This window comes from Micromonospora sp. CPCC 205558 (genome assembly GCF_036902955.1).
Classification (GTDB): domain Bacteria; phylum Actinomycetota; class Actinomycetes; order Mycobacteriales; family Micromonosporaceae; genus Micromonospora.
On record NZ_JBAKHR010000021.1, the window covers coordinates 24,353 to 49,957 of the forward strand.

20 protein-coding genes are annotated in these 25,605 nt (G+C 71.2%); 10 read left to right on the forward strand and 10 right to left on the reverse strand.

Features of this window, described 5'->3' with window-relative positions; genetic code table 11:
- Positions 1 to 46: 46 nt before the first annotated feature.
- Together V6U86_RS22825 and V6U86_RS22830 are read right to left on the reverse strand one after the other, a co-directional pair.
- Positions 47 to 1,927, reverse strand: coding sequence for an acetolactate synthase large subunit (locus tag V6U86_RS22825; RefSeq protein WP_334506229.1), 1,881 nt, complete (start codon positions 1,925 to 1,927; stop codon positions 47 to 49).
- Positions 1,928 to 2,115: 188 nt separating this feature from the next.
- Entirely contained in the window at positions 2,116 to 4,470 is a 2,355-nt protein-coding gene (locus V6U86_RS22830) for a putative bifunctional diguanylate cyclase/phosphodiesterase (protein ID WP_442934995.1), read from the reverse strand.
- A 129-nt stretch (positions 4,471 to 4,599) separates the two neighbouring features.
- Here V6U86_RS22830 and ilvD point away from each other — a divergent pair, with 129 nt between their 5' ends.
- A complete protein-coding gene (ilvD, locus tag V6U86_RS22835) occupies positions 4,600 to 6,447 on the forward strand; it encodes a dihydroxy-acid dehydratase (RefSeq protein WP_334506234.1) in 1,848 nt (615 codons plus the stop codon).
- A gap of 109 nt (positions 6,448 to 6,556) precedes the next feature.
- Here the strand turns inward: ilvD and V6U86_RS22840 are convergent, their stop codons facing one another.
- Together V6U86_RS22840 and V6U86_RS22845 are read right to left on the reverse strand one after the other, a co-directional pair.
- A complete protein-coding gene (locus V6U86_RS22840; protein WP_334506236.1) occupies positions 6,557 to 7,375 on the reverse strand; it encodes a DUF3152 domain-containing protein in 819 nt (272 codons plus the stop codon).
- 177 nt (positions 7,376 to 7,552) lie between these two features.
- Entirely contained in the window at positions 7,553 to 8,767 is a 1,215-nt protein-coding gene (locus tag V6U86_RS22845) for an ROK family transcriptional regulator (RefSeq protein WP_334506238.1), read from the reverse strand.
- A 163-nt stretch (positions 8,768 to 8,930) separates the two neighbouring features.
- Between V6U86_RS22845 and V6U86_RS22850 the strand changes: the two genes are divergently transcribed.
- From V6U86_RS22850 to V6U86_RS22875, 6 genes are read left to right on the forward strand one after another with little or no spacing between them, the layout of a single operon-like run.
- Positions 8,931 to 9,659 carry an amino acid ABC transporter ATP-binding protein gene (locus V6U86_RS22850; protein WP_334506240.1) on the forward strand — a complete coding sequence of 243 codons (729 nt, stop codon included), beginning with the start codon at positions 8,931 to 8,933 and terminating at the stop codon, positions 9,657 to 9,659.
- 19 nt (positions 9,660 to 9,678) lie between these two features.
- Positions 9,679 to 10,647 carry a glutamate ABC transporter substrate-binding protein gene (locus V6U86_RS22855; RefSeq protein ID WP_334506242.1) on the forward strand — a complete coding sequence of 323 codons (969 nt, stop codon included), beginning with the start codon at positions 9,679 to 9,681 and terminating at the stop codon, positions 10,645 to 10,647.
- Positions 10,648 to 10,663: 16 nt separating this feature from the next.
- Entirely contained in the window at positions 10,664 to 11,308 is a 645-nt protein-coding gene (locus V6U86_RS22860) for an amino acid ABC transporter permease (RefSeq protein WP_334506244.1), read from the forward strand.
- A complete protein-coding gene (locus tag V6U86_RS22865; protein ID WP_334506246.1) occupies positions 11,305 to 12,174 on the forward strand; it encodes an amino acid ABC transporter permease in 870 nt (289 codons plus the stop codon). Before V6U86_RS22860 ends, V6U86_RS22865 begins: the two co-directional genes overlap by 4 nt.
- A complete protein-coding gene (locus V6U86_RS22870) occupies positions 12,171 to 13,130 on the forward strand; it encodes an asparaginase (protein WP_334506248.1) in 960 nt (319 codons plus the stop codon). Before V6U86_RS22865 ends, V6U86_RS22870 begins: the two co-directional genes overlap by 4 nt.
- A 56-nt stretch (positions 13,131 to 13,186) precedes the next feature.
- Positions 13,187 to 13,930 (forward strand): copper homeostasis protein CutC, encoded by a 744-nt coding sequence (locus V6U86_RS22875; protein WP_334506250.1) that lies wholly within the window; start codon positions 13,187 to 13,189, stop codon positions 13,928 to 13,930.
- 104 nt (positions 13,931 to 14,034) lie between these two features.
- Here V6U86_RS22875 and V6U86_RS22880 read toward each other — a convergent pair whose 3' ends face one another.
- The 4 genes from V6U86_RS22880 to V6U86_RS22895 form a co-directional block, all read right to left on the reverse strand.
- Positions 14,035 to 14,559 (reverse strand): hypothetical protein, encoded by a 525-nt coding sequence (locus tag V6U86_RS22880; protein WP_334506252.1) that lies wholly within the window; start codon positions 14,557 to 14,559, stop codon positions 14,035 to 14,037.
- A gap of 163 nt (positions 14,560 to 14,722) precedes the next feature.
- Positions 14,723 to 15,259 carry a hypothetical protein gene (locus V6U86_RS22885; protein ID WP_334506254.1) on the reverse strand — a complete coding sequence of 179 codons (537 nt, stop codon included), beginning with the start codon at positions 15,257 to 15,259 and terminating at the stop codon, positions 14,723 to 14,725.
- A gap of 148 nt (positions 15,260 to 15,407) precedes the next feature.
- Complete coding sequence (locus V6U86_RS22890; protein WP_334506256.1) at positions 15,408 to 17,093, reverse strand: SulP family inorganic anion transporter; 1,686 nt, start codon at positions 17,091 to 17,093, stop codon at positions 15,408 to 15,410.
- A complete protein-coding gene (locus V6U86_RS22895; RefSeq protein WP_334506258.1) occupies positions 17,090 to 17,428 on the reverse strand; it encodes an ArsR/SmtB family transcription factor in 339 nt (112 codons plus the stop codon). Before V6U86_RS22895 ends, V6U86_RS22890 begins: the two co-directional genes overlap by 4 nt.
- Positions 17,429 to 17,605: 177 nt before the next feature.
- On the opposite strand from V6U86_RS22895, the gene V6U86_RS22900 reads away from it, so the two are divergent.
- Entirely contained in the window at positions 17,606 to 18,937 is a 1,332-nt protein-coding gene (locus tag V6U86_RS22900; RefSeq protein ID WP_334506260.1) for an AAA family ATPase, read from the forward strand.
- Entirely contained in the window at positions 18,918 to 19,541 is a 624-nt protein-coding gene (locus tag V6U86_RS22905) for an RloB family protein (protein ID WP_334506262.1), read from the forward strand. The genes V6U86_RS22900 and V6U86_RS22905 overlap by 20 nt, the downstream gene beginning before the upstream one ends.
- Positions 19,542 to 19,583: 42 nt before the next feature.
- Here the strand turns inward: V6U86_RS22905 and V6U86_RS22910 are convergent, their stop codons facing one another.
- Positions 19,584 to 22,034, reverse strand: coding sequence for a glycoside hydrolase family 2 protein (locus tag V6U86_RS22910; protein ID WP_334506264.1), 2,451 nt, complete (start codon positions 22,032 to 22,034; stop codon positions 19,584 to 19,586).
- Positions 22,035 to 22,145: 111 nt separating this feature from the next.
- Here V6U86_RS22910 and V6U86_RS22915 point away from each other — a divergent pair, with 111 nt between their 5' ends.
- Complete coding sequence (locus V6U86_RS22915) at positions 22,146 to 23,165, forward strand: LacI family DNA-binding transcriptional regulator (protein ID WP_334506266.1); 1,020 nt, start codon at positions 22,146 to 22,148, stop codon at positions 23,163 to 23,165.
- Positions 23,166 to 23,171: 6 nt separating this feature from the next.
- Here V6U86_RS22915 and V6U86_RS22920 read toward each other — a convergent pair whose 3' ends face one another.
- Positions 23,172 to 25,535, reverse strand: a complete 2,364-nt coding sequence (locus V6U86_RS22920) for a GGDEF domain-containing phosphodiesterase (protein WP_334506268.1) — start codon at positions 25,533 to 25,535, stop codon at positions 23,172 to 23,174.
- Positions 25,536 to 25,605: the final 70 nt, after the last annotated feature.

Sequence of the window (25,605 nt, forward strand, 5' to 3'; positions counted from 1 at the left end):
GTCATGCCCTCACGGCCCTCGCTGCGCTCGGTGCATTCGTTCATGACTAGATGTCGTCCTCGTCGAAGACCGGGCGGACGCCACGGGCGAACATGATCTCGTCGTTGCTGGTGCCGGCGGCGACCATCGGCCAGACCATCGCGTCCTTGCCAACCACAAAGTCGATCACCACGGGCGCATCGTTGATCTCCATGGCGGCGGCGATGGTCTTGTCCACGTCAGCCGCGTTCTCGCACCGCAGCCCGACGCACCCCAGTGCCTCGGCGAGCTTGACGAAGTCCGGGATGCGGTGCTTGTGGGTGCCGAGCTCGGTGTTGGAGTAACGCTCGTTGTAGAAGAGCGTCTGCCACTGTCGGACCATCCCGAGATTGCCATTGTTGATCACGGCGATCTTGACCGGGATGCCCTCCAGCGCGCAGGTCGCCAACTCCTGATTGGTCATCTGGAAGCAGCCGTCACCGTCCACCGCCCAGACCACCGTGTCCGGCTTGCCGACCTTGGCGCCCATCGCCGCCGGCACCGCGTAGCCCATCGTGCCGAGGCCGCCGGAATTCAACCAGGTGTACGGCTTCTCGTAGGAGATGAACTGCGACGCCCACATCTGGTGCTGACCCACCCCAGCCACGAAGATCGCGTCGGAGCCGACGATCTCGCCCAGCCGCTTGATCACGTACTGCGGGGACAGGGTGCCGTCGGACGGCTCGTCGTAGCCCAGCGGGTAACGGTCGCGCAGGTCGCTCAGCTGCGTCCACCAGTCACCGAGGTCGGCGGTGCGCCCCGTCGACCGCTCGGCGGTGACCGCGACGATCAGCTCGTCGATGACGTGCTTGGCGTCGCCGACGATCGGCACGTCCACGTGCCGGTTCTTGCCGATCTCCGCTGGGTCGATGTCCGCGTGGACCACTGCCGCGTCCGGGGCGAACGAGTCCAGTTTGCCGGTGACCCGGTCGTCGAAGCGTGCGCCCAGCGCGACGATCAGATCCGCCTTCTGCAGGCCGTAGACCGCCGCGACAGTGCCGTGCATGCCGGGCATTCCCAGGTGCTGCTGGTGCGAGTCGGGGAACGCACCGAGCGCCATCAGCGTGGTGACGACCGGGATGCCGGTCAGCTCGGCCAGCCGGCGCAGCCCGTCGGTGGCGCCGGCCTTGAGCACGCCGCCGCCGACGTACAGCACCGGCCGTCGGGCGCCGGCCATCAGCCGTGCCGCCTCCCGGATCTGCTTGCCGTGCGGGTGCAGGGTGGGCCGGTAACCGGGCAGGTCCAGCGTCGGCGGCCAGGAGAAGGTGGTCGGCGCCTGGAGCACGTCCTTGGGGATGTCGACGAGCACCGGGCCGGGTCGCCCGCTGCTGGCCAGGTGGAACGCCTCGGCCAGCACCCGGGGGATCTCCTCGGCGTTCTGCACGAGGAAGTTGTGCTTGGTGATCGGCAGGGTGATGCCCTGGATGTCCGCCTCCTGGAAGGCGTCGGTGCCGATCGACGGGCGGGCCACCTGCCCGGTGATCGCCACCATCGCCACCGAGTCCATGTAGGCGTCGGCGATCGGGGTGACCAGGTTCGTCGCTCCCGGCCCGGAGGTGGCGATGCAGACGCCGACCTTGCCGGTGGCCTGCGCGTAGCCGGTCGCCGCGTGCCCCGCGCCCTGCTCGTGCCGGACCAGGATGTGTCGGACCGTCGAGTCGTAGAGCGGGTCGTACGCCGGCAGGATCGCGCCGCCCGGAATACCGAAGACGACGTCGACGTCGAGCGCCTCAAGGGACCGCACGAGCGAGCCGGCCCCGGAGATCGGGGTCGCGGCGGCGGGCCGTACCGCCGGGGTGGCCGGGGTGGCCGTGCGCGTGGCGGCCTGGTCGACGTCGAGGGTCGGGTCGGCGGCCGCGCGGGCCCGGCGGGCGGTGTGGGCGAGGGTCTCGGGCGTGGGTCTCGTCATGGCGGTTCTGGCCTTCGGCTGGAGTGGCTGGTGGCTAGTCAAGCGATGCGACGCGGGCGGGGCCCGCTTCGCCAGGTTCCGATGGCAATAAAAACGGCCCTCGTGCAGATGCACGGGGCCAGCGCACTCTCGGTGAGGGAGAGTGCGCTCAGGTAAGTACTCGCAGCGACCGGTACGACGACATGCGGCTAAGCCTGACGCATCTCACGCGATGAGTCAACTGATCCCACATGTTGGTTAACGGAGGTCGGCGCGTCGACCTGCGACGCGCCATCGGCAGCCGGGGTGAGCTGCCCGGACTCGCCCGGAGCGCGACGTGGCGCGGGCACCGGAGTGGGACGCGCGCCCGGCGACGTGGCCGCCTCCAACATCGCCTCCAGGTGCTCGGCCGGCACCCCCCAGCCGAAGAGCGCGCCCTGGCCGAACCGGCAACCGGCGGCCACCACCGCGGCCAACTCGGTCGGGGTGGTCACCCCCTCGGCGATCACCTCAAGCCCCAGCTGGTGGCCCAGTCGCATGACGATGTCGACCATCGGCGCGAACGCCGGGCCGTCCTGGTCGACCGGGCGGACCGGCTCGTGCTCGGCGACCAGACTGTGGTCGATCTTGAGGATGTCGATCGGCAGCCGGCGTAGCTGCCCCAGCGACGAGTAGCCGGCCCCGAAGTCGTCCAGCGCGATCCGGACACCGGTCAACCGCAGCGCGGTGAGCCGCCGGATCAGCTCGTCCAGGTCGGTGGCGACCGCGTGCTCGGTGACCTCCAGCACCAGCCGCTGCGGCGGCACGTGGTGGGCGCGCAGCGCCTCGGCGACCTGGACCACGTACTGCGGGGCGTGCAGCTCGCGTGGGGAGACGTTGACCGACACCCAGACGTCGTGCCCGTCCGCCAGCCACCGGGAGAGCTGGTAGCAGGCCTGGTGCAGCACCCAGGCGCCGAGCGGAGCGATCATGCCGCACTCCTCGGCGAGCGGGATGAACTCGTCCGGACGGACGTTTCCCAGCTCGGGGTGGTGCCAGCGGAGCAGCGCCTCGGCGCCGACCGGCCGCACCGACGGCAGCGACGCCACCGGCTGGAAGGCCAACCGCAGCTCGTCGCGCTCGATGGCTCCGCGCAGCTCGTGCTCCACCGTCGTACGCCGGCGCAGCAGCTGGTCGTACGCGGCGTCGTACCGCTCGATCCGGTTCTTGCCACGCTGCTTGGCGTAGCGCAGCGCCAGATCGGCGTGGCGCAGCAGCAGCTCCACGTCCGGCTCGTCGGCCCAGTCGGCCACCCCGATGCTCACCGACAGGAAGACCGGCCCCTCCGGCTGGTCGTACGGCCGGTTGAGCACCCCGAGGAGCCGTTCGGCGACCCGGTCCGCCTCGACCGACCGGCCCTGCATGAGTACGGCGAACTCGTCGCCACCCAGCCGGGCGGCCACGTCGCCGGGGCGCAGGTTGCCGCGCAGCCGCCGGCCCACCTCGGCCAGCACGGCGTCGCCCACGTCGTGGCCCCGCATGTCGTTGACGTTCTTGAACCCGTCCAGGTCGAGGCCGAGCAGGACACACGGGTTGCGGTCCGCGGCGTTGCGGTGCAGCGCCCGGAGCAGCCCGCGCCGGTTGGCCAACGACGTCAGCGGGTCGGTGTGCGCCAGCTCACGGAAGTGCGCCTCCCGCTCGGCCAGGCGGCCCGCGTAGCCGCGCACGTCGCGCAGGGTGAGGTACTGACGTGCCACCAGGGCGAACCCCTCCACGCTGCCGGCCACGATGCCGGCCGCGGTGAATCGGCCGTCCTGGGCAAGGTGGTACATCGCCGAGGCGGCCATCGCCAGCATCGGGGCGATGGCGTACTCGCCGTCGCGACCGACCAGGTCCAGGTCGACCTGCCCCGGCCGGTCGGCCCGGTACACCGCGAGCGCCACGGTCAGCAGGCCGGCGGCGAGCACGACCGCACCGGTCAGCGCCATGGTCGGCCCGGCCTGGCAGAGCCCGGCGCTCAGCCCCAGCCCGCCGCAGGTCACTGCGCTGATGCCGGCACCCAGCGCGGCGAGCCGTCGACGCGGGGTGGCGGCCCGGAAGACGATGATCACGACGAGCCCGGCCCCGAGCGCGGCGCTCACCGTGGCCAACAGGATCGCCGGGCAGGCCATCGGCGTGGCGGCACCGAGCAACCGGGTTGGCTCGGAGAAGAGCACCCAACCGACGAACCACAGCGCCGCCGCCATGACCAAGCCGTCCAGGGCCAGCCGGGCCGTTCCCGCCGCGGTGGCGGCGACCCCGGGCAGCCGGAGCAGACCAGCGGCGAAGGCCAGCCCGGCCACCGCCGTGCCGATCGCCACCATGGTCGCCCAACCGGTGCGCTGAGCCTGCTCGTGCGCCCAGTGGTCGTTGGCGCTGAGCGCGGCGACCACCCCGGTCAGGAGGCTGAGCAGGGCGACCCCGGCGGCCACCGCGAGCAGCACGTGTGCCGGTCGACGAGGGCGGGTCCGCCGCCGGGCGACGAGGGTCAACAGCACGGACGCCACCGCGGCGACGAGCCCGCTGAGCGCCGCGACAGCGACCATGCCCGGTGGAAAATGCACGTCTCCAAGAGTGCCGGATGGGCGCACGTCATGGGGGGTCGAGTGTGCATCTGTTGGGACACGGCAAGTACCCGGGTGGGCCGGTGCGCCGACGGTGTCATGCTGGTACGCATGCCTGAGCTGCGATCGAGGACTTCCACACACGGTCGGACGATGGCCGGCGCCCGGGCCCTCTGGCGGGCCACCGGGATGACCGACGACGATTTCGGTAAGCCGATCGTCGCCATCGCCAACAGTTTCACCCAGTTCGTGCCTGGTCACGTACACCTCAAGGACATGGGTGGCCTGGTCGCCGACGCGGTCGCCGAGGCCGGTGGAGTGGGCCGGGAGTTCAACACCATCGCGGTCGACGACGGCATCGCGATGGGCCACGGCGGCATGCTCTACTCGCTGCCCAGCCGTGAGCTGATCGCCGACGCGGTCGAATACATGGTCAACGCGCACTGCGCGGACGCCCTGGTCTGCATCTCCAACTGCGACAAGATCACCCCCGGGATGCTGCTGGCCGCGTTGCGGCTCAACATCCCGACCGTCTTCGTCTCCGGCGGCCCGATGGAGGCCGGCAAGACGATGGCGATCGAGGGCGTCGTGCACAGCAAGATCGACCTGATCGACGCGATGATCGCCTCCTCGAACGAGGCGGTCACCGACGAGCAGCTCGGTGAAATCGAACGTTCCGCCTGCCCGACCTGCGGCTCCTGCTCCGGCATGTTCACCGCCAACTCGATGAACTGCCTCACCGAGGCGATCGGGCTCGCGCTGCCCGGCAACGGTTCGACGCTGGCCACCCACGCCGCTCGCCGGTCGCTCTTCGTCGAGGCCGGCCGGACCGTCGTGGATATCGCCAAGCGGTGGTACGACGGCGACGACGACTCGGTGCTGCCGCGCACGGTCGCCTCCAAGGCCGCCTTCGAGAACGCCGTCGCCCTGGACGTGGCGATGGGCGGCTCCACCAACACGGTGCTGCACCTGCTCGCCGCCGCCCGCGAGGCGGAGATGGACTTCGGCGTCGCCGACATCGACGCGATCTCCCGGCGGGTGCCGTGCCTGGCCAAGGTCGCGCCCAACTCGCCGAACTACCACATGGAAGACGTGCACCGGGCCGGCGGCATCCCGGCGATCCTCGGCGAACTGGACCGGGCCGGGCAGCTCAACCGGGACGTGCACGCCGTGCACTCCCCCTCCCTCGCTCAGTGGCTGACCGACTGGGACGTGCGCGGCGGCTCGCCCACCCCGACGGCGGTCGAGCTGTTCCACGCCGCCCCCGGTGGGGTGCGCACCACCGAGCCGTTCTCCACCACCAACCGGTGGTCGTCGCTGGACACCGACGCGGCCGGCGGCTGCATCCGCGACCGCGAGCACGCGTACTCCGCCGACGGTGGCTTGGCCATCCTGCACGGCAACCTGGCACCCGAGGGCAGCGTGGTGAAGACCGCCGGCGTGCCGGACGACTGCCTGACCTTCCGTGGCCCGGCGAAGGTCTACGAGTCGCAGGACGACGCGGTGACCGCGATCCTCGCCAAGCAGGTGGTCGCCGGAGACGTCGTGGTGATCCGGTACGAGGGGCCCAAGGGCGGCCCCGGCATGCAGGAGATGCTCTACCCCACCTCGTTCCTCAAGGGACGCGGACTGGGTCGCTCCTGCGCGCTGCTCACCGACGGCCGTTTCTCCGGTGGCACCTCCGGGCTCTCCATCGGGCACGTCTCGCCCGAGGCGGCCTCCGGCGGGATGATCGCCCTGGTCCGCGACGGCGACGAGATCGTCATCGACATCCCGAGCCGGTCGATCGAGCTGAACGTGCCCGCCGAGGAGCTGGAGGCGCGACGGGTGGCCGAGGAGAAGCGCGACAAGCCGTACACCCCGACCGATCGGCAGCGCCCGGTGTCGGCGGCGCTGCGCGCGTACGCCTCGATGGCCACCTCGGCCAGCGACGGCGCCTACCGCCGCGTCCCGGAGTAGCCGAGGGCATCCGATCGTCGACTCCGTCGAGATCTTGGACAGTTTCCGTTCGCACAGGACGGAAACCGTCCAAGATCGGAGAAGTGACAACGGGGCGGGGATCACCGCGTCAGGACGGTGCCCACGGTCCGCTGACGAACCGGCCGTTGCCGACGAACGGGCTGACGTTGGGCAGGCACCCGTCCAGGTCGATCGTCTGGGTCATCATGACCGGGCCTGGCTCGCCCAGAGCGCCGCACTTCATGTGGGCGAAGCCGAGGAAGTGGCCGAACTCGTGATTGATCACGCCGGCGTGGTACTCCTCGATGGTGACCGGGTATCCCGGTGACCCCTGGAGCCAACGCCGCAGATTGATCATGATGGTCTTGCCGTACTTGCAGGAGTAGACCCCCTCGGTGTCGACGCCGCTGGCGCCGCAGAGTTTGTCCACCGTCCTCGGTGTCGCGAGCCGCACGTCGACGTCGGCCTTCGAGGTGCTGACCCGCTGGAAGGACCACGATGCCCGGCTCAGGTTCACGGCCTTGTTGGTGACCGGGTGCTGTGCCGAGGTGGCCCACCCGTTCGGCGCCGCCAGCACCTGCTCGATGCTCGCGGCGAACCGGTCCGGCTTCCAGGCGGGGATGTCACCCCAGGCGATGCCCTTCTCCACCGAGACGCTGTAGCGCACCCGCTCCTTGCCCTCGCCGATCACCCGACCGGTGCCGGTGGCCGTGGTGAAGGTGCCGGCGGCCCTGGTGGGGATCTGTTCGTCGCTCGGGATCTCCGGGGTCGGGGTGTCGTCGGGGGTCGGTTCTGAGCGCGGCGCAGTCTGACCGGAGCGTGGCGCGTTGCCCTGCCCGGAGGACGGCATCATGGACGTGCCACATCCGGCGGTCGTCAACACCAACGCCAACGAGATCGGCACGAGAAGCCGTCCGCTGATCCGCACGTGAAAACCTCCAGGAACGATCACGGGTAAGTGAGGAACACCGGGAGGCTACGTGACTGGGTGTAAGGAAACTGTCAAGACGATCTACGCAGAGCTGGGATCAGGGTAGGTCAATTACCGGCATATCGGGCTCAGGTGGGTCGCTTTACGTGACTAACCCCGCCAGCTGGGGCGAGATCAGGCGGCCGCTACGACGTGGTCGATCACCAGGTGGGCCGCGCCCGTGATGCCGATGTCCTGGCTGGCGGCAACCCGTTCGATGAGCAGGGTCTGGGTGGCCAGCGGGAGGCACCGCTCGTAGAGGGTGGCCCGCATGCTGGCCAGCAGCGGCTCACAGTCCGCGAGCCGACCACCGATGGCGACCACCTGCGGGTTGAAGAAGTTGACCACGACGGCCAGGATCTCGCCGATGGCCCGGCCGGCCTGCCGGGCGAGCGCAGTGGCGTGCCGGTCGCCGTCGTCGATCAGGCGGATCACACCGGTCAGGTCGGAGACTGGTACGCCCTGGTCGCGGAGCGCGGTGACCAGGGCCGCGCCGCTGGCCACCGCCTCCAGGCAACCCGCGTTACCGCAACTGCACAGCGGCGCGGGATCGGCCACCACCCGGCAGTGGCTGATGTCGCCGGCCGATCCCTGCGCGCCCCGGTGCAAGCGTCCACTGGAGATGACGCCGGAGCCGATCCCGGTGCCCGCCTTGATGTAGACGGCATGGTCCAGTTCGGAATGTGCGGTGCGGTGCGCGCCGAGCGCCATCAGGTTGGCGTCGTTGTCCACGATGATCGGCACGTCGACCCGGCCGGCGCAGAACGCGGCGACGTCGAAGCCGTTCCAGCCGGGCATCCGCGACGGGCTGACGATCCGCCCGGTGGCGTGCTGCACCGGGCCGGGAATGCCGATGCCGATGCCCCGCAGCACACCCGCGGCGCCGTCCGCCGCCGTCGACGCGGTCGCCGACGGGGTGAGGCCGGCGGCCGGCGGCTCGTCGGACGCGGCGGCCAACGCCGCGACCTCGGCCAGCAGCGCGCCGAGCACCTGCTCCGGGCCGTCCTCGATGCGGACCGGCAGGGTACGGCCCCGGACCACCCGCCCGGACAGGTCCAGGGTGCCGACGCGCGCGTGATGCGCGCCGAGGTCGATGGCGCCGACGACCGCGCCGCCGGTGGGCACCGCGAGCTGGCGTGGTCGTCGTCCACCTCGGGACCGTCCTGCGCCGGCCTCCTCCAGCAACCCCTGGTTGATCAACGCCTCGACCCGCTGGGAAACCGTCGACGGAGACAGCCCGGAGAGCCGGGACAGGTCGGCACGACTGACGGCCGCTCCGGTGGCCACCCAGCGCAACAGCTCCCGAGGGCCGCCCCGGAGGGCATCACGTGGCGCGTCGTCAATCGTCACGTCAGGTTCTTAGCATCCGGAGTTTGTTCAAGCAACTGGTTGACTTAGTTTCTTGGCTACCTTTAGATGGCGCTGTTGGTTCGATATGAAGCCGACTTGATTCGGTCATCGAAGAAAGTGGGGCCGTCTGGTGGCACCGGGGACGACGGGTGCGGACCGACCGATGGTGTCGGTACGCGGCCTGCACAAGTGGTTCGGCCCGCTGCACGTGCTCAAGGACATCGACCTCACGGTGGCCGCCGGCGAGGTGGTCGTCGTGGTGGGGCCGTCCGGCTCCGGCAAGTCGACCCTGTGCCGTTGCCTCAACCGGCTGGAGACAGCCGGGCAGGGCAGCATCGAGATCGACGGTGAGCCGCTGCCGGCCGAGGGTCGCGCGCTGGCCCGGCTGCGCGCCGACGTCGGCATGGTCTTCCAGTCCTTCAACCTCTTCGGCCACAAGACGGTGCTGGACAACATCACCCTCGGCCCCACCCGGGTCCGCAGGGTCGCCCGGCCCGAGGCACGCCGGCAGGCGATGACCCTGCTGGAACGCGTCGGTATCGCCGACAAGGCCAACCACCACCCGGCCCAACTCTCCGGCGGGCAGCAGCAGCGAGCGGCGATCGCCCGCGCGCTGGCAATGCAACCGAAGGTGCTGCTCTTCGACGAGCCGACCTCGGCCCTCGACCCGGAGATGGTCAACGAGGTGCTCGACGTGATGATCTCCCTCGCCGCCGAGGGGATGACCATGATCGTGGTCACCCACGAGATGGGCTTCGCCCGCCGCGCCGCCGACCGGGTCGTCTTCATGGACGACGGCCGCATCGTCGAATCCGGCGCCCCCGACGACTTCTTCGCAGCTCCGCGCACCGAGCGGGCCCGCGACTTCCTTTCCAAGATCCTCCAGCACTAGCCCCCAACGGGAGGGTGTCATGTCAATCCTCAAGAAGAGCTTCACCCGGCGGCGCTCGCTCGCCCTCACCGCCACCGCCGTCGCGGTGGCCCTCGCCGCGACAGGCTGCGGCGGCGACAGCGGCAGCAGCGCACCGACGCTGCCCGGCGACGCCGGCCTCGGTGGCGACGGCGTGGTCGCCCAGTCGGTGTACGACGCCGCCCCGGTCGCCACCGACGCGGACATCCCCGCCGGCTCGACCATGGACGCGATCCGCAAGCGCGGCTACCTGAACATCGGCGGTTCCCTGGACGCGCCGCTGCTCGCCCAGCAGAACCCGGTCAGCGGCACCATCGAGGGCTTCGACGCCGACATGGCGAAGCTGTTGGCGAAGTACATCATCGGCAAGCCCGAGGTGAAGACGACGACCATCGGCACCCAGACCCGGGAGGCCATGCTCCAGGCCAAGTCGGTGGACGCGGTCTTCCAGACGTACACGATCACCCCGCAGCGGGCCACCCAGGTCGCCTTCGCCGGGCCGTACCTCACCTCGGGTCTCGCGGTCGGGGTCCGCAAGGACGACACCTCGATCAAGAGCGTCAAGGACCTCGCCGGCAAGACCGTGATCGTCGGGGCGAACACCCCCGCCGTCACCGCGCTGCCCTCCGCCGCTCCCGGCTCGAAGCAGATCGCCTTCGGCACCGACCCGCAGGCGTTGCAGGCGCTGCTGCAGAAGCGCGGCGACGCGTACGTGCAGGACTTCACGCTGCTCGCCTCGGGCGCCAAGGCCAACCCGGGGATGAAGGTGGTGGGCGAGCCGTTCACCACCGAGGCGTACGGCATCGGCCTCAACCGGGAGGACACGCAGTTCAAGGAGTTCGTCAACAACTGGCTGAAGAAGATCCAGGCCGACGGCACGTGGGCGAAGGTCTGGGAGGGCACCCTCGGCTCGGTCGTGGAGGGTGGGGCGCCAACCCCGCCCGCCCTCGGTTCCGCCGACGGCTCCTGAGCATCCTCTCGTACCGATGGAAGCCCTCACCGCCCATCTGAGCGCGCTTGGCCACGGCCTGGTCACGACGGTCGAACTGACCGTCGTGGCCACCGTCGGGGCGATGCTGCTCGGCATCATCGTGGCCACCCTGCGGATCGCCCCCGTGCCGCTGCTGCGCGCCATCGGCACCACGTACGTCGAGGTGTTCCAGAACCTGCCACTGCTGGCGCTCCTGGTGCTGTTCGTGTTCGCGCTGCCGACCATCGGCATCACGTTCCCGCTGTTCACCTCCGCCGTGATCGTCATCGCGGTGTACGAGGGTGCGTACCTGGCCGAGGCGATCCGCGCCGGGATCAACACGGTCGGTGTGGGCCAGGCCGAGGCAGCCCGTGCCATCGGCCTCACGTTCGGTCAGTCCCTGCGGCACGTGATCCTGCCGCAGGGACTCCGCGCGGTGATCCAGCCGATCGGCAACATCTGCATCGCGCTGTTGATGAACACCTCACTGGCCGCCGCCGTCGGCGTGGTCGAGCTGACCCAGGCGGCCAACAACGTGAACCTGGTCGAGGCTCAACCGATCGCCGTCTTCACCGGCGCGGGCCTCGCCTACATGCTGCTGGCGCTGATCATCGGTCAGGTCACCGGCCTGCTCGAACGAAGGCTGGCGATCGTCCGATGAACAAGACGCAACAGATCCTCTTCGACGAGCCCGGCCCCCGCGCCCAACGGCGGATCCGGATCGCCACCGTGCTGGGGGCGATCCTCGTGGCCGGTGCCCTGGTCGCGGCCGCCTACCAGTTCGCCAGCCACGGCGAGCTGGCCGCCGAGCGGTGGGAGCCGTTCACCACCTGGCCCATCTGGCGGTACCTGCTCAACGGTCTGTGGGCCACACTGCGCGCCGCCGCCTCCACCGCCGTGCTCAGCGCCGCGCTCGGACTGCTCCTCGCGCTCGGCCGGCTGTCGACGCACCGACCGCTGCGTTGGGTGGCCGGCGCGTACGTGGAGGTCTTCCGGACCGTCCCGACCCTGCTGCTGATCTACGTGACGCTGTTCGCCCTGCCGCAGTACGGGCTGAACTTCCCGCTGTTCTGGAAGCTCGTGGTCCCGCTGGTGGTCTCCAACTCGGCGGCCTTCGCCGAGATCTTCCGGTCCGGCATCCTGGCGCTGGACCGTGGGCAGACCGAGGCCGGCCTCGCGGTCGGGCTCCGCCGTGGGCAGGTCATGGCGCTGGTGGTCCTGCCGCAGGCGCTGCTGCAACTCGCCCCGTCCCTGGTCAGCCAGCTGGTCGGGCTACTCAAGGACACCTCGCTCGGCTTCGTGGTCAGCTACACCGAACTGCTCTACAGCGGGCAGGTGCTCGCCTCGTACACCCACCTGCTGATCCAGACGTTCCTGGTGGTGGCGCTGATCTACCTGGTGGTCAACGCCTCGCTGTCGAAGTTCGCCCGCGTACTCCAGGCCCGCAACGGCCGCTTCGGTGGCCGGCGCGGACGGCGGACGGCTGAGCTGCCCCCGCCGCTTCTCGAAGGGAACACTCCCCGGTGACCAACTTCCGCTACGCCGAACTGGCCCGGGTCGTGCGCAACGGCTTCGTCGAGAGCCGGCACTACGGCAGCGTCGTGGTGCTCGCCCCGGACGGGACGGTCGCCCTCGCCGCCGGCGTACCCGACGAGCCGGTGCTCCCCCGCTCCACCCTCAAGCCGGTGCAGGCACTGGCCTGCCGGATCGCGGCGGGCGATGAGCTGACCGGCCCGGCGCTGGCCCTCGCCGCCGGCAGCCACACCGGTGACGACCGGCACGTCGAGGTGGTTCGGGCGATGCTGGCCGGGGCCGGCCTGGGTGAGGACGCGCTCGGCTGCCCGGAGGACTGGCCGGAGGACGAATTGACCCGGGACCGGCTGATCCGCGCCGGCGGACAACGCGACCGGATCCGGATGAACTGCTCCGGCAAGCACGCCGCGATGCTTGTCGCCTGCGTGGCCCGGTCCTGGACCACAGCCGACTACCTCGACCCGGAGCACCCGGTGCAGCGGGAAACCGCCGCGACCGTCGCCCGGCTGGCCGGCACGCCGATCGCACACCACGCGGTCGACGGCTGCGGCGCACCGCTGTTCGGCCTGCCGCTGACCGGCCTGGCCCGCACGTTCCAGGCGCTGGTCACCGCGCCCGCCGGCAGCGACGAGGCACTCGTCGCGCAGGCCATGCGCCAACACCCGGAGTACGTCGGCGGCTGGCACGGGCACCCGAACACCGACCTGATGAGGGCGCTGCCCGGCGTCCTCGCCAAGGGCGGAGCCGAGGGCGTGCTCGCGGTGGCCGCACCGGACGGTCACGCGGTGGCGGTGAAGGCGATCGACGGTTCGCCCCGAGCCACCACCGCCATCGCCCTCGCCGCCCTCGACGCCGTGGGCGTACCGGTGGGTGGGGCCGACGCGCTGCGCCAGGTGCCGGTGCTCGGCGGCGGCGTACCGGTCGGCGCACTCACGGCCGTCATCGACTGAACCACGGCACCGTCTCGTACCGAAGCGCCACCGCCTCGCACGGAAAAGGAAGAATCATGAACACATTCGAGATCTGCATCGACAGCGTCGAGGGAGCGGTCGCCGCCGAGGAGGCCGGCGCCGACCGGGTGGAGCTGTGCTCCGCGCTCTTCGACGGCGGGCTGACCCCCAGCCTGGGCACCATCGAAACGGCCCTGCGCGCGGTCAGCCGGATCCGGGTACACGTGATCGTCCGTCCCCGAGCCGGCGACTTCATCTACTCGCCGTTCGAGATCGAGGCGATGGAGCGGGACGTCCGGGCCGCGGTGGCGGCCGGCGCGCACGGCATCGTGATCGGCGCGCTGACCGCCGAGGGCGACGTCGACGTGCCGACCACCCGCCGGCTGATCGCCGCCGCGGGCGACGCCAGCATCACCTTCCACCGGGCGTTCGACATGACCCGCGACCCGTACGCGGCGCTGGAGCAGCTGATCGAGCTGGGCGTACACCGGGTACTCACCTCGGGTCAGGAGGTCAGCGTGCTGGAGGGTGCTCCGCTCATCGCCGAGCTGGTGCGCCGGGCCGCCGGCCGGATCGTCATCATGCCCGGCGGTGGCATCACCCCGCGCAACATCGCCCGGATCGTCGAGGCGACCGGCGCCGACGAGTACCACTTCGCGGCCCTGGTCAGCTCGGACAGCCCGGCCGTGCACCGCAACCCGGCCCCGCTGATGGGCGGCAGCCTCAACCGTCCCGAGTACGAGCGCTCCGGCACCTCCGGCGCCCTGGTCGGCCAGGTGCTCGCCGCCGCCCGCGCCTGACCGCCTACTGCTGCTGACGAGCGGTGGTCCCGGGAGGGCCGTTACCGGTTCCCCCGTGGCCACCGCTCGTGCCGTGGTGGAGTCGGTCAGTCGGGTTACCCCGGTCACCCGGTGGCGAGGTTGATGGCGACGCCGATCGGGATGGACGCCGCCAGCCCGGCGACCAGCCACCACAGCTGTTCCCGCCTGGCCTTTCGCTGCGCCGACTGGAGCCCGCCCTGGATCTCGGTCAGGGTGTTCGCCACCATCGTCAGGTCCTTGACACGACCGGCGTCTTCGCCACTGAAGGAACGCCGCAACACGGAGCGGCGAAGCCGGCTCGTCGTCGACAAAGTCAGCTGATGCCGACGAACCCGACGCGACGCGAATACCGTCGACCCCGGGTCCGCGAAGTCGGTACCGGCCTCGTCCGGATCCTCCTCGGCCTCGGGGCCGCGGTAGTAGCCGGTCGGGAACAGGCGCGTCCAGCGGTTCCCCCACCAGAGGCCACCCCCGGCGCCGAGCAGAACGAGGTTCGCGACGATCGCGCCGATCGCCCACCCGTCCGTGACGAAGAAACCGACGGCACCGACGGGAACAGCCGCCAGGATGAGTGCCTTCGCCGCCGCCGTGCCACTGATCCCCCGCATGCCTGTCATTGAACCGGCCCCGCCCGGCCGACGAGGTCCCTGCTATCCGGAAAGCGACAGCAATGTCCTGTCGGGACAGTTCATCGTCCGATACCGGAAAGCGCGGTTGATCGACTCGCCGGACAGCACGAGGTGGCAGCCTGGTGTGGGACGGCGACCTGCCTCAGTAGGCCAACAGGGCGATGAGCAGCGAGGACACCGCGGCGACCAGGAGCACCGCGCCGGTGCCGAGCCCGACCACCGCGCTCACCGCCACGGCGCGGGCCCGAGCCACCGGCACCGACGCGACCGCCACCACGGTGACGAGCACGGCTACCAGGTGAACCAACGGGTAGTCGATCAACGCCGCAACCGGGAAGAGGTGCACGCCCACGACGAAGGCGATCCAGGGGGCGGTCAGCTCAGTACGCCGCAGCAGAGCGAGCAGCCCGGCACCGACCGCGGCGGCGCCGAACTCGATGCCGACGACGATGCCGAAGACAGGGCTGGTGTCGGCGTCGAATGCCGTACCGTCCGACCAGTGACGCCAGGCGAACAGAGCCCCGGCGGCCGCCGTGATCAGGGCAAGAACCGACCCGGCGATGAGCACCGGCCGCAACCGCTTCGGGGGCGCCTCCTGCGCCCAACCGAACCAGCTGGTGGCGAAGAAGCCGAAGACGAACGCCGTCGCCGCCGCGTCCCGGACATGTTCAGTGATCATTTGCTCCCCCGGTGCCGCCTGGGCTCGACGTCTGTCGTCGCCTCGTCTGTCAGCCGCGTTGTCGAGCAGCGATCATGACGGGGTAGATAGTGCCCTAGCGGGTCCACTGCCCCACCCGCACCCGCCCCGGTCACGCACCTCCCGACCGCTACGGCCGGTCAGACGGGCTGCCCGCCACGGGAAGCGCGGTCCCACGGGCGTACCGGATCGCGGCCGGGGTGTCCGGGAAGACCAGTTCCTCGCGGCGTAGGTCGTCGGCGACTCCGAGGGTGGCGAGCACCTGGTCGTGGGCCGGGGTGATACCGGAGAGCAGGACGGTGATCCCGCGTCCGCGCAGCCGTCCGATCGCGTCGCCGAGGACGTGCGCGCCGGTGGCGTCCATCGTGGTCACCCGGGACATTCGCAGGATGACGACACGGACGTCGGTGACCTCGGAGAGTTCGAGGAGGAAGGTGTGGGCCGCAGCGAAGAAGAGCGGCCCGTCCAGCCGGTACGCGACGATGTGTTCGGTGAGCAGCGCGTACTCCTCGGCGCTGTGGTCCCCGGGGTCGAGGGGCACCTGTTCCAGCCGGGCGCTGCGGGCCACCGCGCGCAGGGCGAGCACCACGGCGACGCCGACGCCGACCGCGACGGCGGTGACGAGATCCCAGATCACGGTGACAGCGAAGGTTAGCACCAGCACCACCGCATCGCCCCGGGTGGCCCGGGCGAGCGCCCACAGCGAGGCCGCCTCCACCATGCGGACGGTGGTGGCCAGCAGCACGCCGGCCAGGGCGGCGAGCGGGATCCGGCCGACCAACGGCGCGGCGGCCAGCACGATCGCCGCGAGGGCGACGGCGTGGGTGAGGGCCGCCAGCTTCGAGGCCGCCCCGGCGCGGACGTTGACCGCTGTCCGGGCGATGGCGGCGGTCGCCGGGATGCCGCCGAAGAGGGGGGCGGCGAGGTTGGCCAACCCTTGACCGAACAACTCCCGGTCGGGGTCATGCCGTTCACCGACGGTCATGCCGTCGGCGACGGTGGCGGAGAGCAGGCTCTCCAGGGCTGCGAGCGCGGCGACGGCGAGAGCGCTGGGCAGCAGCACGCCCAGCGCGTCGAGGTCGAGGAAGCCGAGCGAGGGCGCCGGCAGGCCCTGCGGCAGCGCGCCGATCCGGGCCAGATCGACCGGGATGACCTCGGCCAGGACGGTCGCGGCCCCCACGCCGAGCAGGGAGAACGGCAGGCCGGGTCGCCACCGGGCACCCAGCAGCATCAGCGCCGCGACGGCGAGGGCCACCGCGAGCGCGGCCGGCCGCGGGTGTGCGACGAAACGGGCGACCGCGTCGAAGGCGACGGCCCAGACCTTCTCCCCGTGCGCGTCAGCGACGCCGAGTGCGGCGGGCACCTGTTGCAGCGCGATGACCACGGCGATGCCGGCGGTGAAACCCTCCAGCACCGGGGTGGGCAGGTAGCGGACGAAGCGGCCCAGGCGGGCCACGGCGAGCGCGATCAGCACCAGGCCCGCCATCGCGCCGACCATGAGCACGCCGGTGGCCCCGAACTGCTGCACCACGGGCACCAGCACCACGGTCATCGCCCCGGTCGGCCCGGAGACCTGGAGGTTGGAGCCGCCGAAGACGGCGGCCACCGCGCCGGCGACCACGGCGGTGATCAACCCGGCCTGGGCGCCGAGCCCGGAGGTGACGCCGAACGCCAGGGCCAGCGGCAGCGCCACCACTGCCACGGTGAGCCCGGCCAGCAGGTCCCGGCGCGGTGAGCGGTGGACCGCCGCCCAGTCCGCCCGACCGGGCAGCAGCCCGAGAAGCCGCTCGCGGGCGATGAGGATGACGCCGCTCATCTGTCCGTGCGGGTGGCGCGCAGCTCGTCGAGGAGGCCGTCCCGGTCGGTGAGGACCGCTCCGAGGATCCGCCGCCCGGCGGCCAGCAGGTCGGCCACGTCCGGGGTGCTCAACGCGTACATGACGAGAGGGCCGTCGCGGTGTGAGGTGACCATCCCGGCGCGGCGCAGCACCGCGAGTTGCTGGGAGAGGTTGGAGGCCTCGACCTCGATGACGGCGAGCAGGTCACGTACCGGCTTCGGGCCGTCCTGGAGCAGTTCGAGCACCCGGATGCGCACCGGGTGCCCGAGGGTGCGGAAGAGTTCCGCCTTCGCCTGGTACAGCGGGACCGACATGAACACCTCTCCCAATCGATGCGAAGACTTTAGCACTTGAAGAAATCTTCAATCGAGGGCGGTGCCGGGGAAACCCGCCGAGGCAGCACTGGTCCGCATCGGGCGTTGCGTCGCCTTCCCGTGGTTTACTCGCAGGGATGCGCTTGTAACACCCCACGAAATAGGGGCACACGGCCAATGTTGCTAAGTTTCCGCTTCGCCAATCACCGATCGTTCCGCGACGAGCACCAGCTCAACCTGACGCCCGTCTACGGGGACGGGGCCCCGGCCGACGAGCCGGCCCCACAGGCGGTCCAGGTCGTCGGCATCTTCGGGGCCAACGCCTCTGGCAAGTCAAACTGCCTCGGCGCGTTGGCGTTCATGCGGCAGACCGTCGTGGAATCCGACCGCGCGGTCGAGCCTGGTCTAGGTCTGCACCGAGAGCCGTTCGGGTTGGATCCGGAATTCGCCAGCCAGCCGTCGCGCTATGTCGTCGACCTTCTGCTCGGCGGCGTCCGGCACACCTACGGCTTCACGATCGATGACGAACAGGTGCTGGAGGAATGGCTCTACCACTATCCGGTCGGGCGCAGGCGGCGCGTGTTCGAGCGAGACGGCGACACCTTCTCCTGGGGCGAGGAGACGGGCCGACGTAACGACCTGGAGCAGATCGCCGGCATCACCGCTCCGACAGCGCTTTTCCTCAGCACGGTCGCCCGCTTTGGTCACAGCCGCCCCCAGTCGGACCCGGCAGATCCGCAGCCGCTGCATGACACCTACCGGTGGTTCTACCTGATGGGCCAAGGCACTGACCCCACCCCTGGGCTGTCCACCCTCATCCGCATCGGTCAATCGGACGCCGACGAGGTACGCCGGCTCGCTGTAGACCTGCTGCAGGCCGCCGATGTCGGGATCGTCGACGTCGTCGTTCTCTCGGATCCAGCCGACGACCATTCCGCCTGGGCCGAATCGTCGGTCCAGGGCATGAGGGCCCGGGTGAAAAAGGCCATGGCAGGAAGCCGGCGTCCACCCGTCATCCTGTTCGCGCATCAGGGACCGCACGGTCTCGCGCTACTCGACCTACAGAACCAGTCGACCGGCACACGGCGACTACTGACCCTGGGCCTGCACGCCGCAACGATGCTGCGGACCGGCGCCACGATGCTGATCGACGAGATCGACGCCAGCCTGCATCCGGTCCTCACCGCGAAGCTCGTCAGCCTGTTCCGTAGCCCGCAGGCGAACCCTCTGGGCAGCCAACTCATCTTCACCAGCCACGACGCCGCCCTACTCGGCACCCTCGACGGAGAGGAGATCCTGCGCCGCGACGAGATCTGGTTCGTGGAGAAGGACGACGAGGGTGCATCCTCGCTGTACCCGCTGACCGATTTCAAGCCCCGCAAGGAAGGCGAGAACCGTCAGCGCCGTTACTTGAACGGCAACTACGGCGCGGTTCCCACCCTGTCCACCGACCTGTTCGAACAGGCCCTTGCCAGCCGTGGAGGTCCGAATGACGCCACGACAGGGTAATCGGCAAACCCTCGACTCTCGGTCCGGCCGGGGCCGGGAGACAGACCTGCGTCGACGCGCGTCGACCCGGGAACAACGGACAACCATTCTGATCGCCACGAACGGTGAATCCACGGAACGGGCCTACTTCAACGGCCTCAAGCAGGAGGCGTGGGTACGGCCACGGGTGGTCGTCGTGGCAGAACGCGGCTCGCCGGTCAACGTCGTACGAGGTGCAGCACGACGCCGCCAACGCGACGACTTCGACGAGGCATGGGCCGTCTGCGACGTCGATGAATTCGTCACGGAGCCGGCAGCCCGCGAAGCTGCCGCCGCCGATGTCAATCTGGCCTGGTCCAATCCCTGCTTCGAGGTGTGGCTGCTGCTCCACTACAGCAACTGCACCAGGTTCGTGGAGAACGCCAAGCGGGCCCGCGACCTGTTGCGCGAGCACAACCCTGCCTGGGACAAGACCGCGCTCGACTTCGCCGACTTCCGCGACCGAATTGAGGACGCCTGCCGACGGGCTGATCGGCTTGACCCGCCCCCGGAGGGCAATCCGTCCACTTCCGTCGGCCGGATCATCGCCGCGCTCCGCGATGATCGTGTCCGAACAGGGAAGTGACCGGGGCCCCCGATGAGCCCCTGCTCGTAAGCGGGGGTCGGCTTAGCGTTGGCGGATGTCGTTGACGCAGCGCAGCACCGGGCGGCTGGTCAACGCTGCCGGGTCCAGCGCGGTGTCGGCGCGCACGGTGACGGTGGTCGACTCGCCGGGCAACAGGGTGACCAGGGCCTTGTCAGCGGATGCCGTCGGGTCGAGCCGGTCCGGGAAGAGCGTCAGGTCGCGCAGCACCGTGCGGGCGGTGACCCGGACCCGCTGACCACCCTCGATCGGCTCGACCGTCGCGTCCCAGGCCGCCGCCGGCCAGTCCACGTCCCGGTCCTCGGCGAAGAACCACAGGGCGCGCTCAGCGGTGTCACCGGCCTCCGCGACCAGCAACTCACGGCGACCTTCGTCCGGCCGGACCAGGTCCGCCGGCAGCGCCAACACGATCGAGGAGTACGCCGGGACGTCCAGTGCCATCGTCGTCCTGGCCCGGGACTCACCGGTGAGGGTCACCCGGGTCACCGACGCCGACGCCTGCCAGGGCGTACCGCCGTCGTTGACGGCCACCAGCGCCAGCCCGCCGTCGCGGGGCTGCACGGTGAGGAGCCGGTCGGCGTACGCGTGGCGCAGCGCGTACCACAGGGGTTTGCGGCGGCCGTCGCCGTCGACGGCCGACCAGGAGGTCACCGGCCAGCAGTCGTTGAGCTGCCAGACGATGGTGCCGGAGCACACGCCCCGGTGCGAGCGGAAGTGTTCCACCCCGAGTTGGATCGCGCGCGCCTGGTTGAGCTGCGTCAGGTAGTGCCAGTCGTCGAAGTCCGCCGGCGGCGGCAGGTGGGCGTCGAGGCCGCGTTGCAGCTTTGCGTCGCCGTCGGCCGCCTTCTGGTGGTGTGCCATGCCCGGTGAGTCGTGCGCCAGGGGTTCGTCGCTCAACGCCCGGCGCAGCGTGGCGTACGCCGGTGGGGCCTGGTAGCCGAACTCGGCGACGAAGCGCGGCACGTACTCCCGGTACCTGGTGTAGTCGTCGGTGTTCCACACGTCCCAGATGTGGGTGGTGCCGTGCGCCGGGTCGTTGGGGTGGATGGCCTCGCTGCCCGACCAGGGGCTGCCCGGCCAGTACGGGCGGGTCGGGTCCAGCTCGCCGACGATGCGGGGCAGCACGTCGAGGTAGTAGCCGCGCCCCCAGGTACGCCCTTCGAGGTCCTGCTGCCAGTCCCAGTCGTGCCAGCCCCAGATGTTCTCGTTGTTGCCGGTCCAGAGCACCAGCGACGGGTACGGCGCGAGCCGGGTCACCTGCTCGGCGGCCTCGGCGGCCACCTCGGTGCCGAACGGTTCCTCCTCCGGGTACGCGGCGCAGGCGAAGAGGAAGTCCTGCTGGACGAGGAGCCCGCGCTCGTCGGCGAGGTCGTAGAAGTCCGCCGACTCGTACCGGCCGCCACCCCAGACCCGCAGCAGGTTGACGTTCGCCGCGACGGCCTGGTCGAACCGCTCGGCCAGCCGGCCCCGGCTGATCCGGGTGGGGAACGCGTCGTCCGGGATCCAGTTGACGCCGCGGACGAAGACGGGGGTGTCGTTGACGAACAACGAGAACGGGGTGCCGTGCTCGTCGGGTGTGGTGTCCAGGCGGACCGAGCGGAAACCGATCCGGTGCGACCAGGTGTCCAGGGTGTCGTCGTCCGGTGCGTGCAGGGTCACCTCGATCGGGTGACGCGCCTGGTCGCCGTACCCCCGGGGCCACCACAGCGCGGGCTCGCGGACGGTGAGGGTCAGCACGGCCGTGCGCTGCCCGGCCGGGACGACCACCTCGGCGCGGACGCCGGCCACGGCGGCGCGGACGGTCAGCGGGACGTCCGCGACCCGCTCGACCTCGACGTGCACCTCGACCCGGCCGTCACGACCGTCCATGGCGACGAGTGGACGGACGGTGGCCAGCCTTGCGGTCGACCAGGCGTGCAGGCTGATCTCCTGCCAGATGCCGGCGGTGACCAGTGTCGGCCCCCAGTCCCAGCCGAAGTTGCAGGCCATCTTGCGGATGAAGTGGAACGGCTCCGGGTAGGCGTTCGGCCGGTCGCCCAGCCGCTCCTGCTGCGCCTCGGCGTAGCGGTACGCGGAGTCGAACCTGACCACCAGGTCGTTGTCACCGTCGCGCAGCAGCGGTCGGACGTCGAACCGGTAGCCGCGGTGCATGTTCGCGGTGCGGCCGACCTCGACACCGTTGAGGGTGAGCGTGGCGACGGTGTCCAGGCCGGCGCAGACCAGGTCGACGCGGTCGTCGTCGCCGGCCCGGTGGACGAAGCTGGTCTGGTAGACCCAGTCGGTGCGCCCGATCCAGGCCACCGCCCGTTCGTTGTCGTCGAGGTAGGGGTCTGCGATCAGCCCGGCGTCGAGCAGGTCGGTGTGCACGCAACCGGGCACGGTCGCCGGCACGGACCTGCCGACGAACTCCTCGGGCACCCGCGCTCCGGGGGCCGCTCGCAGGGTCCAACCGTCGTAGAGTGCCTGTCGGCTCACGATTTCCCCGCACCTTCTGCATCGAAAGACGCTGACTGAACCGGATAAGCTGAGCCACGGTACGGTTCGGACTCCGGACTGTCAACGGCCAGAGACCGAAGGAGCACGCCGGTGAAGCGGCCGACAATCGCCGACGTCGCCCAACGCGCCGGGGTGTCCAAGGGCGCGGTGTCGTACGCGTTGAACGGACAGCCCGGCGTCTCTGAGGCCACCCGGCAGCGCATCCTGGCCGTCGCCACAGAGATCGGGTTCAGTCGGAGCAGCGCGGCCCGCGCCCTCTCCGCCGCCACCGCCGGAGCGATCGGCCTGGCCCTGTGCCGACCGGCCCGGACACTCGGCGTCGAGCCGTTCTTCATGGCGTTGATCAGTGGCGTCGAAGCCGAACTCTCCGCCCGCTCGTACGCACTGACCCTGCAGGTGGTCGCCGACCACGACGCCGAGATCGCGGTCTACCGGCGCTGGTGGGGCGAACGACGGGTGGACGGGGTGCTCGTCTGCGACCTGCGCACCGACGACCGTCGCATCCCCGCACTCGAACAACTGCAACTGCCGGCGGTGGTGATCGGCGGCCCGGGCGGCACCGGTGACCTGGCGAGTGTCTGGTCCGACGACGCCGCCGCGCTGACCGAGACGGTGGAGTACCTGGCCGCGCTCGGGCACCGACGGATCGCCCGGGTCGCCGGCCTGCCCGACCTGCGGCACACCGAGATCCGCACCGACGCCTTCACGGCGGTCTGCCAGCGGCTCGACCTGGTCGACGCGGTCACCGTGTGGTCCGACTACACCGGCGAGGAGGGCGGCCGGGCCACCCGCCGGTTGCTCAGCTCGGCCCAACGGCCCACCGCTGTCATCTACGACAACGACGTGATGGCCATCGCCGGGCTCTCCGTCGCCCAGGAGATGGGCCTGACCGTGCCCGGCGATCTGTCCATCGTGGCCTGGGACGACTCACCGCTGTGCCGCCTGGTGCATCCGCCGCTGACCGCGCTGGGCCGGGACATCGCGGCGTACGGCGCGCACGCCGCCCGGCAACTGCTCGCCGTCGTCGCCGGGCAGCCGGCCGGCCGGGTGCAGGACGAGACGCCCCACCTCACCCCGCGCGGCAGCACCGCACCACCCCGAGGGAGATGAACCGGTTCAGCGAGACGCTGACGGAAACTCCTCGAAGTACGCCTCGACCCGCTCGGCCGTGGCGGGACGGGCCAACGCGAACCCCTGCCCGTACCGGCAACCACCCCGACGCGCCCCCTCGACCTGGGTCGACGACTCCAGCTCCTCGGCGACGATCTCGACGCCCAGCCGCTCGCCCACGTTGACCACCACGTCGATCAGCGGTGGCTGCCCGTCCGGCCGTGCGCCAACCAACTCCGGGCCCACCTTGAGCAGGTCGATCGGCAGTCGGCGAAGCTGCGCCAGGGAGGCGTGCTCGGCCCGGAAATCGTCCAACGCCGTGCGCAGACCCAGCGACCGGAGCCCGGCCAACCGAGCCACCACGGTCGGCAGGTCACCAGCCACCCTCGGCTCGCTCACCTCCACCACCAGCCGCTCCGGCGGCACCCCGTACGCGGCCAGCACGGCCGCGAGCCGCTGGACGAAGTCGGGAGTGGTCAGCTCCCGGGTCGTGACGTTGACCGCCATCCACAGCTCCCGGGCACCCACCGACCAGTCGGCCAACTGCCGGCAGGCCCGATCCAGCACCCACCACTCCAACTCACCGACCAGGTCCAGATCCTCGGCGACCGGCAGCAACTCGGCCGGCAGCACCGTGCCGAGCACCGGGCTGCGCCACCGCAGCAGCGCCTCCGCACCCACCGGCTGCCCGTCGGCCAGGTCGACCACCGGCTGGTAGACGAGATCCAGTTCGCCGCGCGCCACCGCGCCGGGCAGCTCGCGCTCCAGGTCGAGCCGGCGCACCAGCTGTTCCTCCAGGAACGCGTCGTACCACTCCACCCGGTCCCGGCCCAACTGCACGGCCCGACGGCGGGCCAGCTCAGCCTGCCGGAGCACGTCGGCCGGCCCGGCACCGCTCACCTCGGCCAGGCCGATGCTCGTCTGCACGCGCAGCATCGCGCCGGCCAGCCGGTAGGGCGGACTGAGCGCGCTCAACAGTCGGGTGCCCAGCGCGTACGCCAGCACCGGGCCGGCGGCGGTGATCACCGCGAAACCGGTACCCACGCACCCGGTGACCAGATCGTCGGGGGCGATGACCGCGCGGACCCGGTGCACCGCCTCGGCCAGCACGTCCTCCCGGGCCGTCGGGCTGGCCGCGTCGACGCCGTGCAGGTCGACCAGGAGCAGCGCGCCGGCCGGCACCGGAACGTCGCCGATCGCGGCCAGGGCGTCCAGCAGGGCGGCGCGGTCGCCGCCCGCCGCCGGAACGGGCCGGCGGTCGAGCCCCGACCACGCCGGGCTGTGCTCAGGCGACCAGGTCGAGTCGGCGCCGGTCGCCGGGGCCGCGCCTTCCGCGGCGGCGGGGCCACGCTCGGGCGGCTCCGGTGTGCCCGGCCAGCGTGCCGGGCCCGCACGGCGGTGCCGCAGCGACCGACCGGCCGGTCGGCGATGGGCGGCCCGCCGCACGGACGTGGGCGCGTCACCCGGGCGCAGCAGCTCACGCAGCACCAGGGGCGGCACCGCCGCCAACGCCAACAGCACGCTCGTCCGGTCCGGTGCGCGGCCGCCGCCCAGGTGCAGACCTGACGCCAGCAGCAGCACCACCGCGGGGAGCACCGCCCGGGGCCAGGCCGCCGCGACCGGCTCCGCCGGCTCCACGTCGTCCGCCGCAGCGGCGGCGCCGACCGCGACGAGCAACATCCCGAACACCAACGGGGGTACGGCCAGCAGAGCTGCCCGCCCGGGCGGTGCGGACGGCAACGCGGCCAGCAGCACCAGCCCGCCCACTGTGAGCAGGACGCCACCCCGGCAGACCGCCGCGCCCGAGCGTCGCCGCGGCCCCGCGAACGCGTTCAACGCGGCCATGCCCAACCCGCCGAGCGTCAGAGCGTAGGCCAGCCGAACCGGGGCCAGCAGGCCGTCGGGGGGCAGCAGCAGCCAACCGGCGAGGGCCAGACCAACGGCCGGGCCGGTCGACTCGACCAGCCCGCGCAACCAGACCGAGGTCGCCGGCCGCGAGCGGCCGGGAAGCAGGTACAGACCGCTCGTCGAGAGGGCCGCCACGACCAGCGACCCGATCAGCACGGCGCGGGAGTGCCCGATGTCTGCCAGCGGCAGCACGACGGCGGTGAGACCGGCCGCCACCACCGCCGCGTCGAGCAACACGCCCGCCGCACGTGGTGTCGGGTCGGTGCCGCGCCGGGTGGCCAGCCGGGAGAGTCGCAGCCCGGCGAGCGTGGCGCCGGCGCCGGCGGCCAGCGCGATCACCACCGAGGTCGGGACCAGGTCGGCGGCACCGGCGAGGAGGAGCAGCGCCACCGCTGCGCACGTGGCGGCCTCCGGTGCCGCACGTCGGGGGACCAGGACACGGAACGGGTACGCGAGGAGCACGGCGGGCGCCTTCGTGAGGGGGCACGGGGGCGGTGCGGCGGTGCTGGGCAGCGGACGTTGCGAATCCGCT

Excerpts from the sequence above, each read along its gene's own strand:
- V6U86_RS22860 (WP_334506244.1), top strand. The coding sequence starts at position 10,664 with ATGGAAGCCCTCACCGCCCATCTGAGCGCGCTTGGCCACGGCCTGGTC.
- V6U86_RS22880 (WP_334506252.1), bottom strand. The coding sequence starts at position 14,559 with ATGCGGGGGATCAGTGGCACGGCGGCGGCGAAGGCACTCATCCTGGCG.
- V6U86_RS22830 (WP_442934995.1), bottom strand. The coding sequence starts at position 4,470 with ATGGTCGCTGTCGCGGCGCTCAGCGGGCTCGTCGCCGCGGTGGCGTCC.
- ilvD (WP_334506234.1), top strand. The coding sequence starts at position 4,600 with ATGCCTGAGCTGCGATCGAGGACTTCCACACACGGTCGGACGATGGCC.
- V6U86_RS22875 (WP_334506250.1), top strand. The coding sequence starts at position 13,187 with ATGAACACATTCGAGATCTGCATCGACAGCGTCGAGGGAGCGGTCGCC.
- V6U86_RS22900 (WP_334506260.1), top strand. The coding sequence starts at position 17,606 with ATGTTGCTAAGTTTCCGCTTCGCCAATCACCGATCGTTCCGCGACGAG.
- V6U86_RS22855 (WP_334506242.1), top strand. The coding sequence starts at position 9,679 with ATGTCAATCCTCAAGAAGAGCTTCACCCGGCGGCGCTCGCTCGCCCTC.
- V6U86_RS22885 (WP_334506254.1), bottom strand. The coding sequence starts at position 15,259 with ATGATCACTGAACATGTCCGGGACGCGGCGGCGACGGCGTTCGTCTTC.
- V6U86_RS22895 (WP_334506258.1), bottom strand. The coding sequence starts at position 17,428 with ATGTCGGTCCCGCTGTACCAGGCGAAGGCGGAACTCTTCCGCACCCTC.
- V6U86_RS22905 (WP_334506262.1), top strand. The coding sequence starts at position 18,918 with ATGACGCCACGACAGGGTAATCGGCAAACCCTCGACTCTCGGTCCGGC.
- V6U86_RS22850 (WP_334506240.1), top strand. The coding sequence starts at position 8,931 with ATGGTGTCGGTACGCGGCCTGCACAAGTGGTTCGGCCCGCTGCACGTG.
- V6U86_RS22865 (WP_334506246.1), top strand. The coding sequence starts at position 11,305 with ATGAACAAGACGCAACAGATCCTCTTCGACGAGCCCGGCCCCCGCGCC.
- V6U86_RS22890 (WP_334506256.1), bottom strand. The coding sequence starts at position 17,093 with ATGAGCGGCGTCATCCTCATCGCCCGCGAGCGGCTTCTCGGGCTGCTG.
- V6U86_RS22825 (WP_334506229.1), bottom strand. The coding sequence starts at position 1,927 with ATGACGAGACCCACGCCCGAGACCCTCGCCCACACCGCCCGCCGGGCC.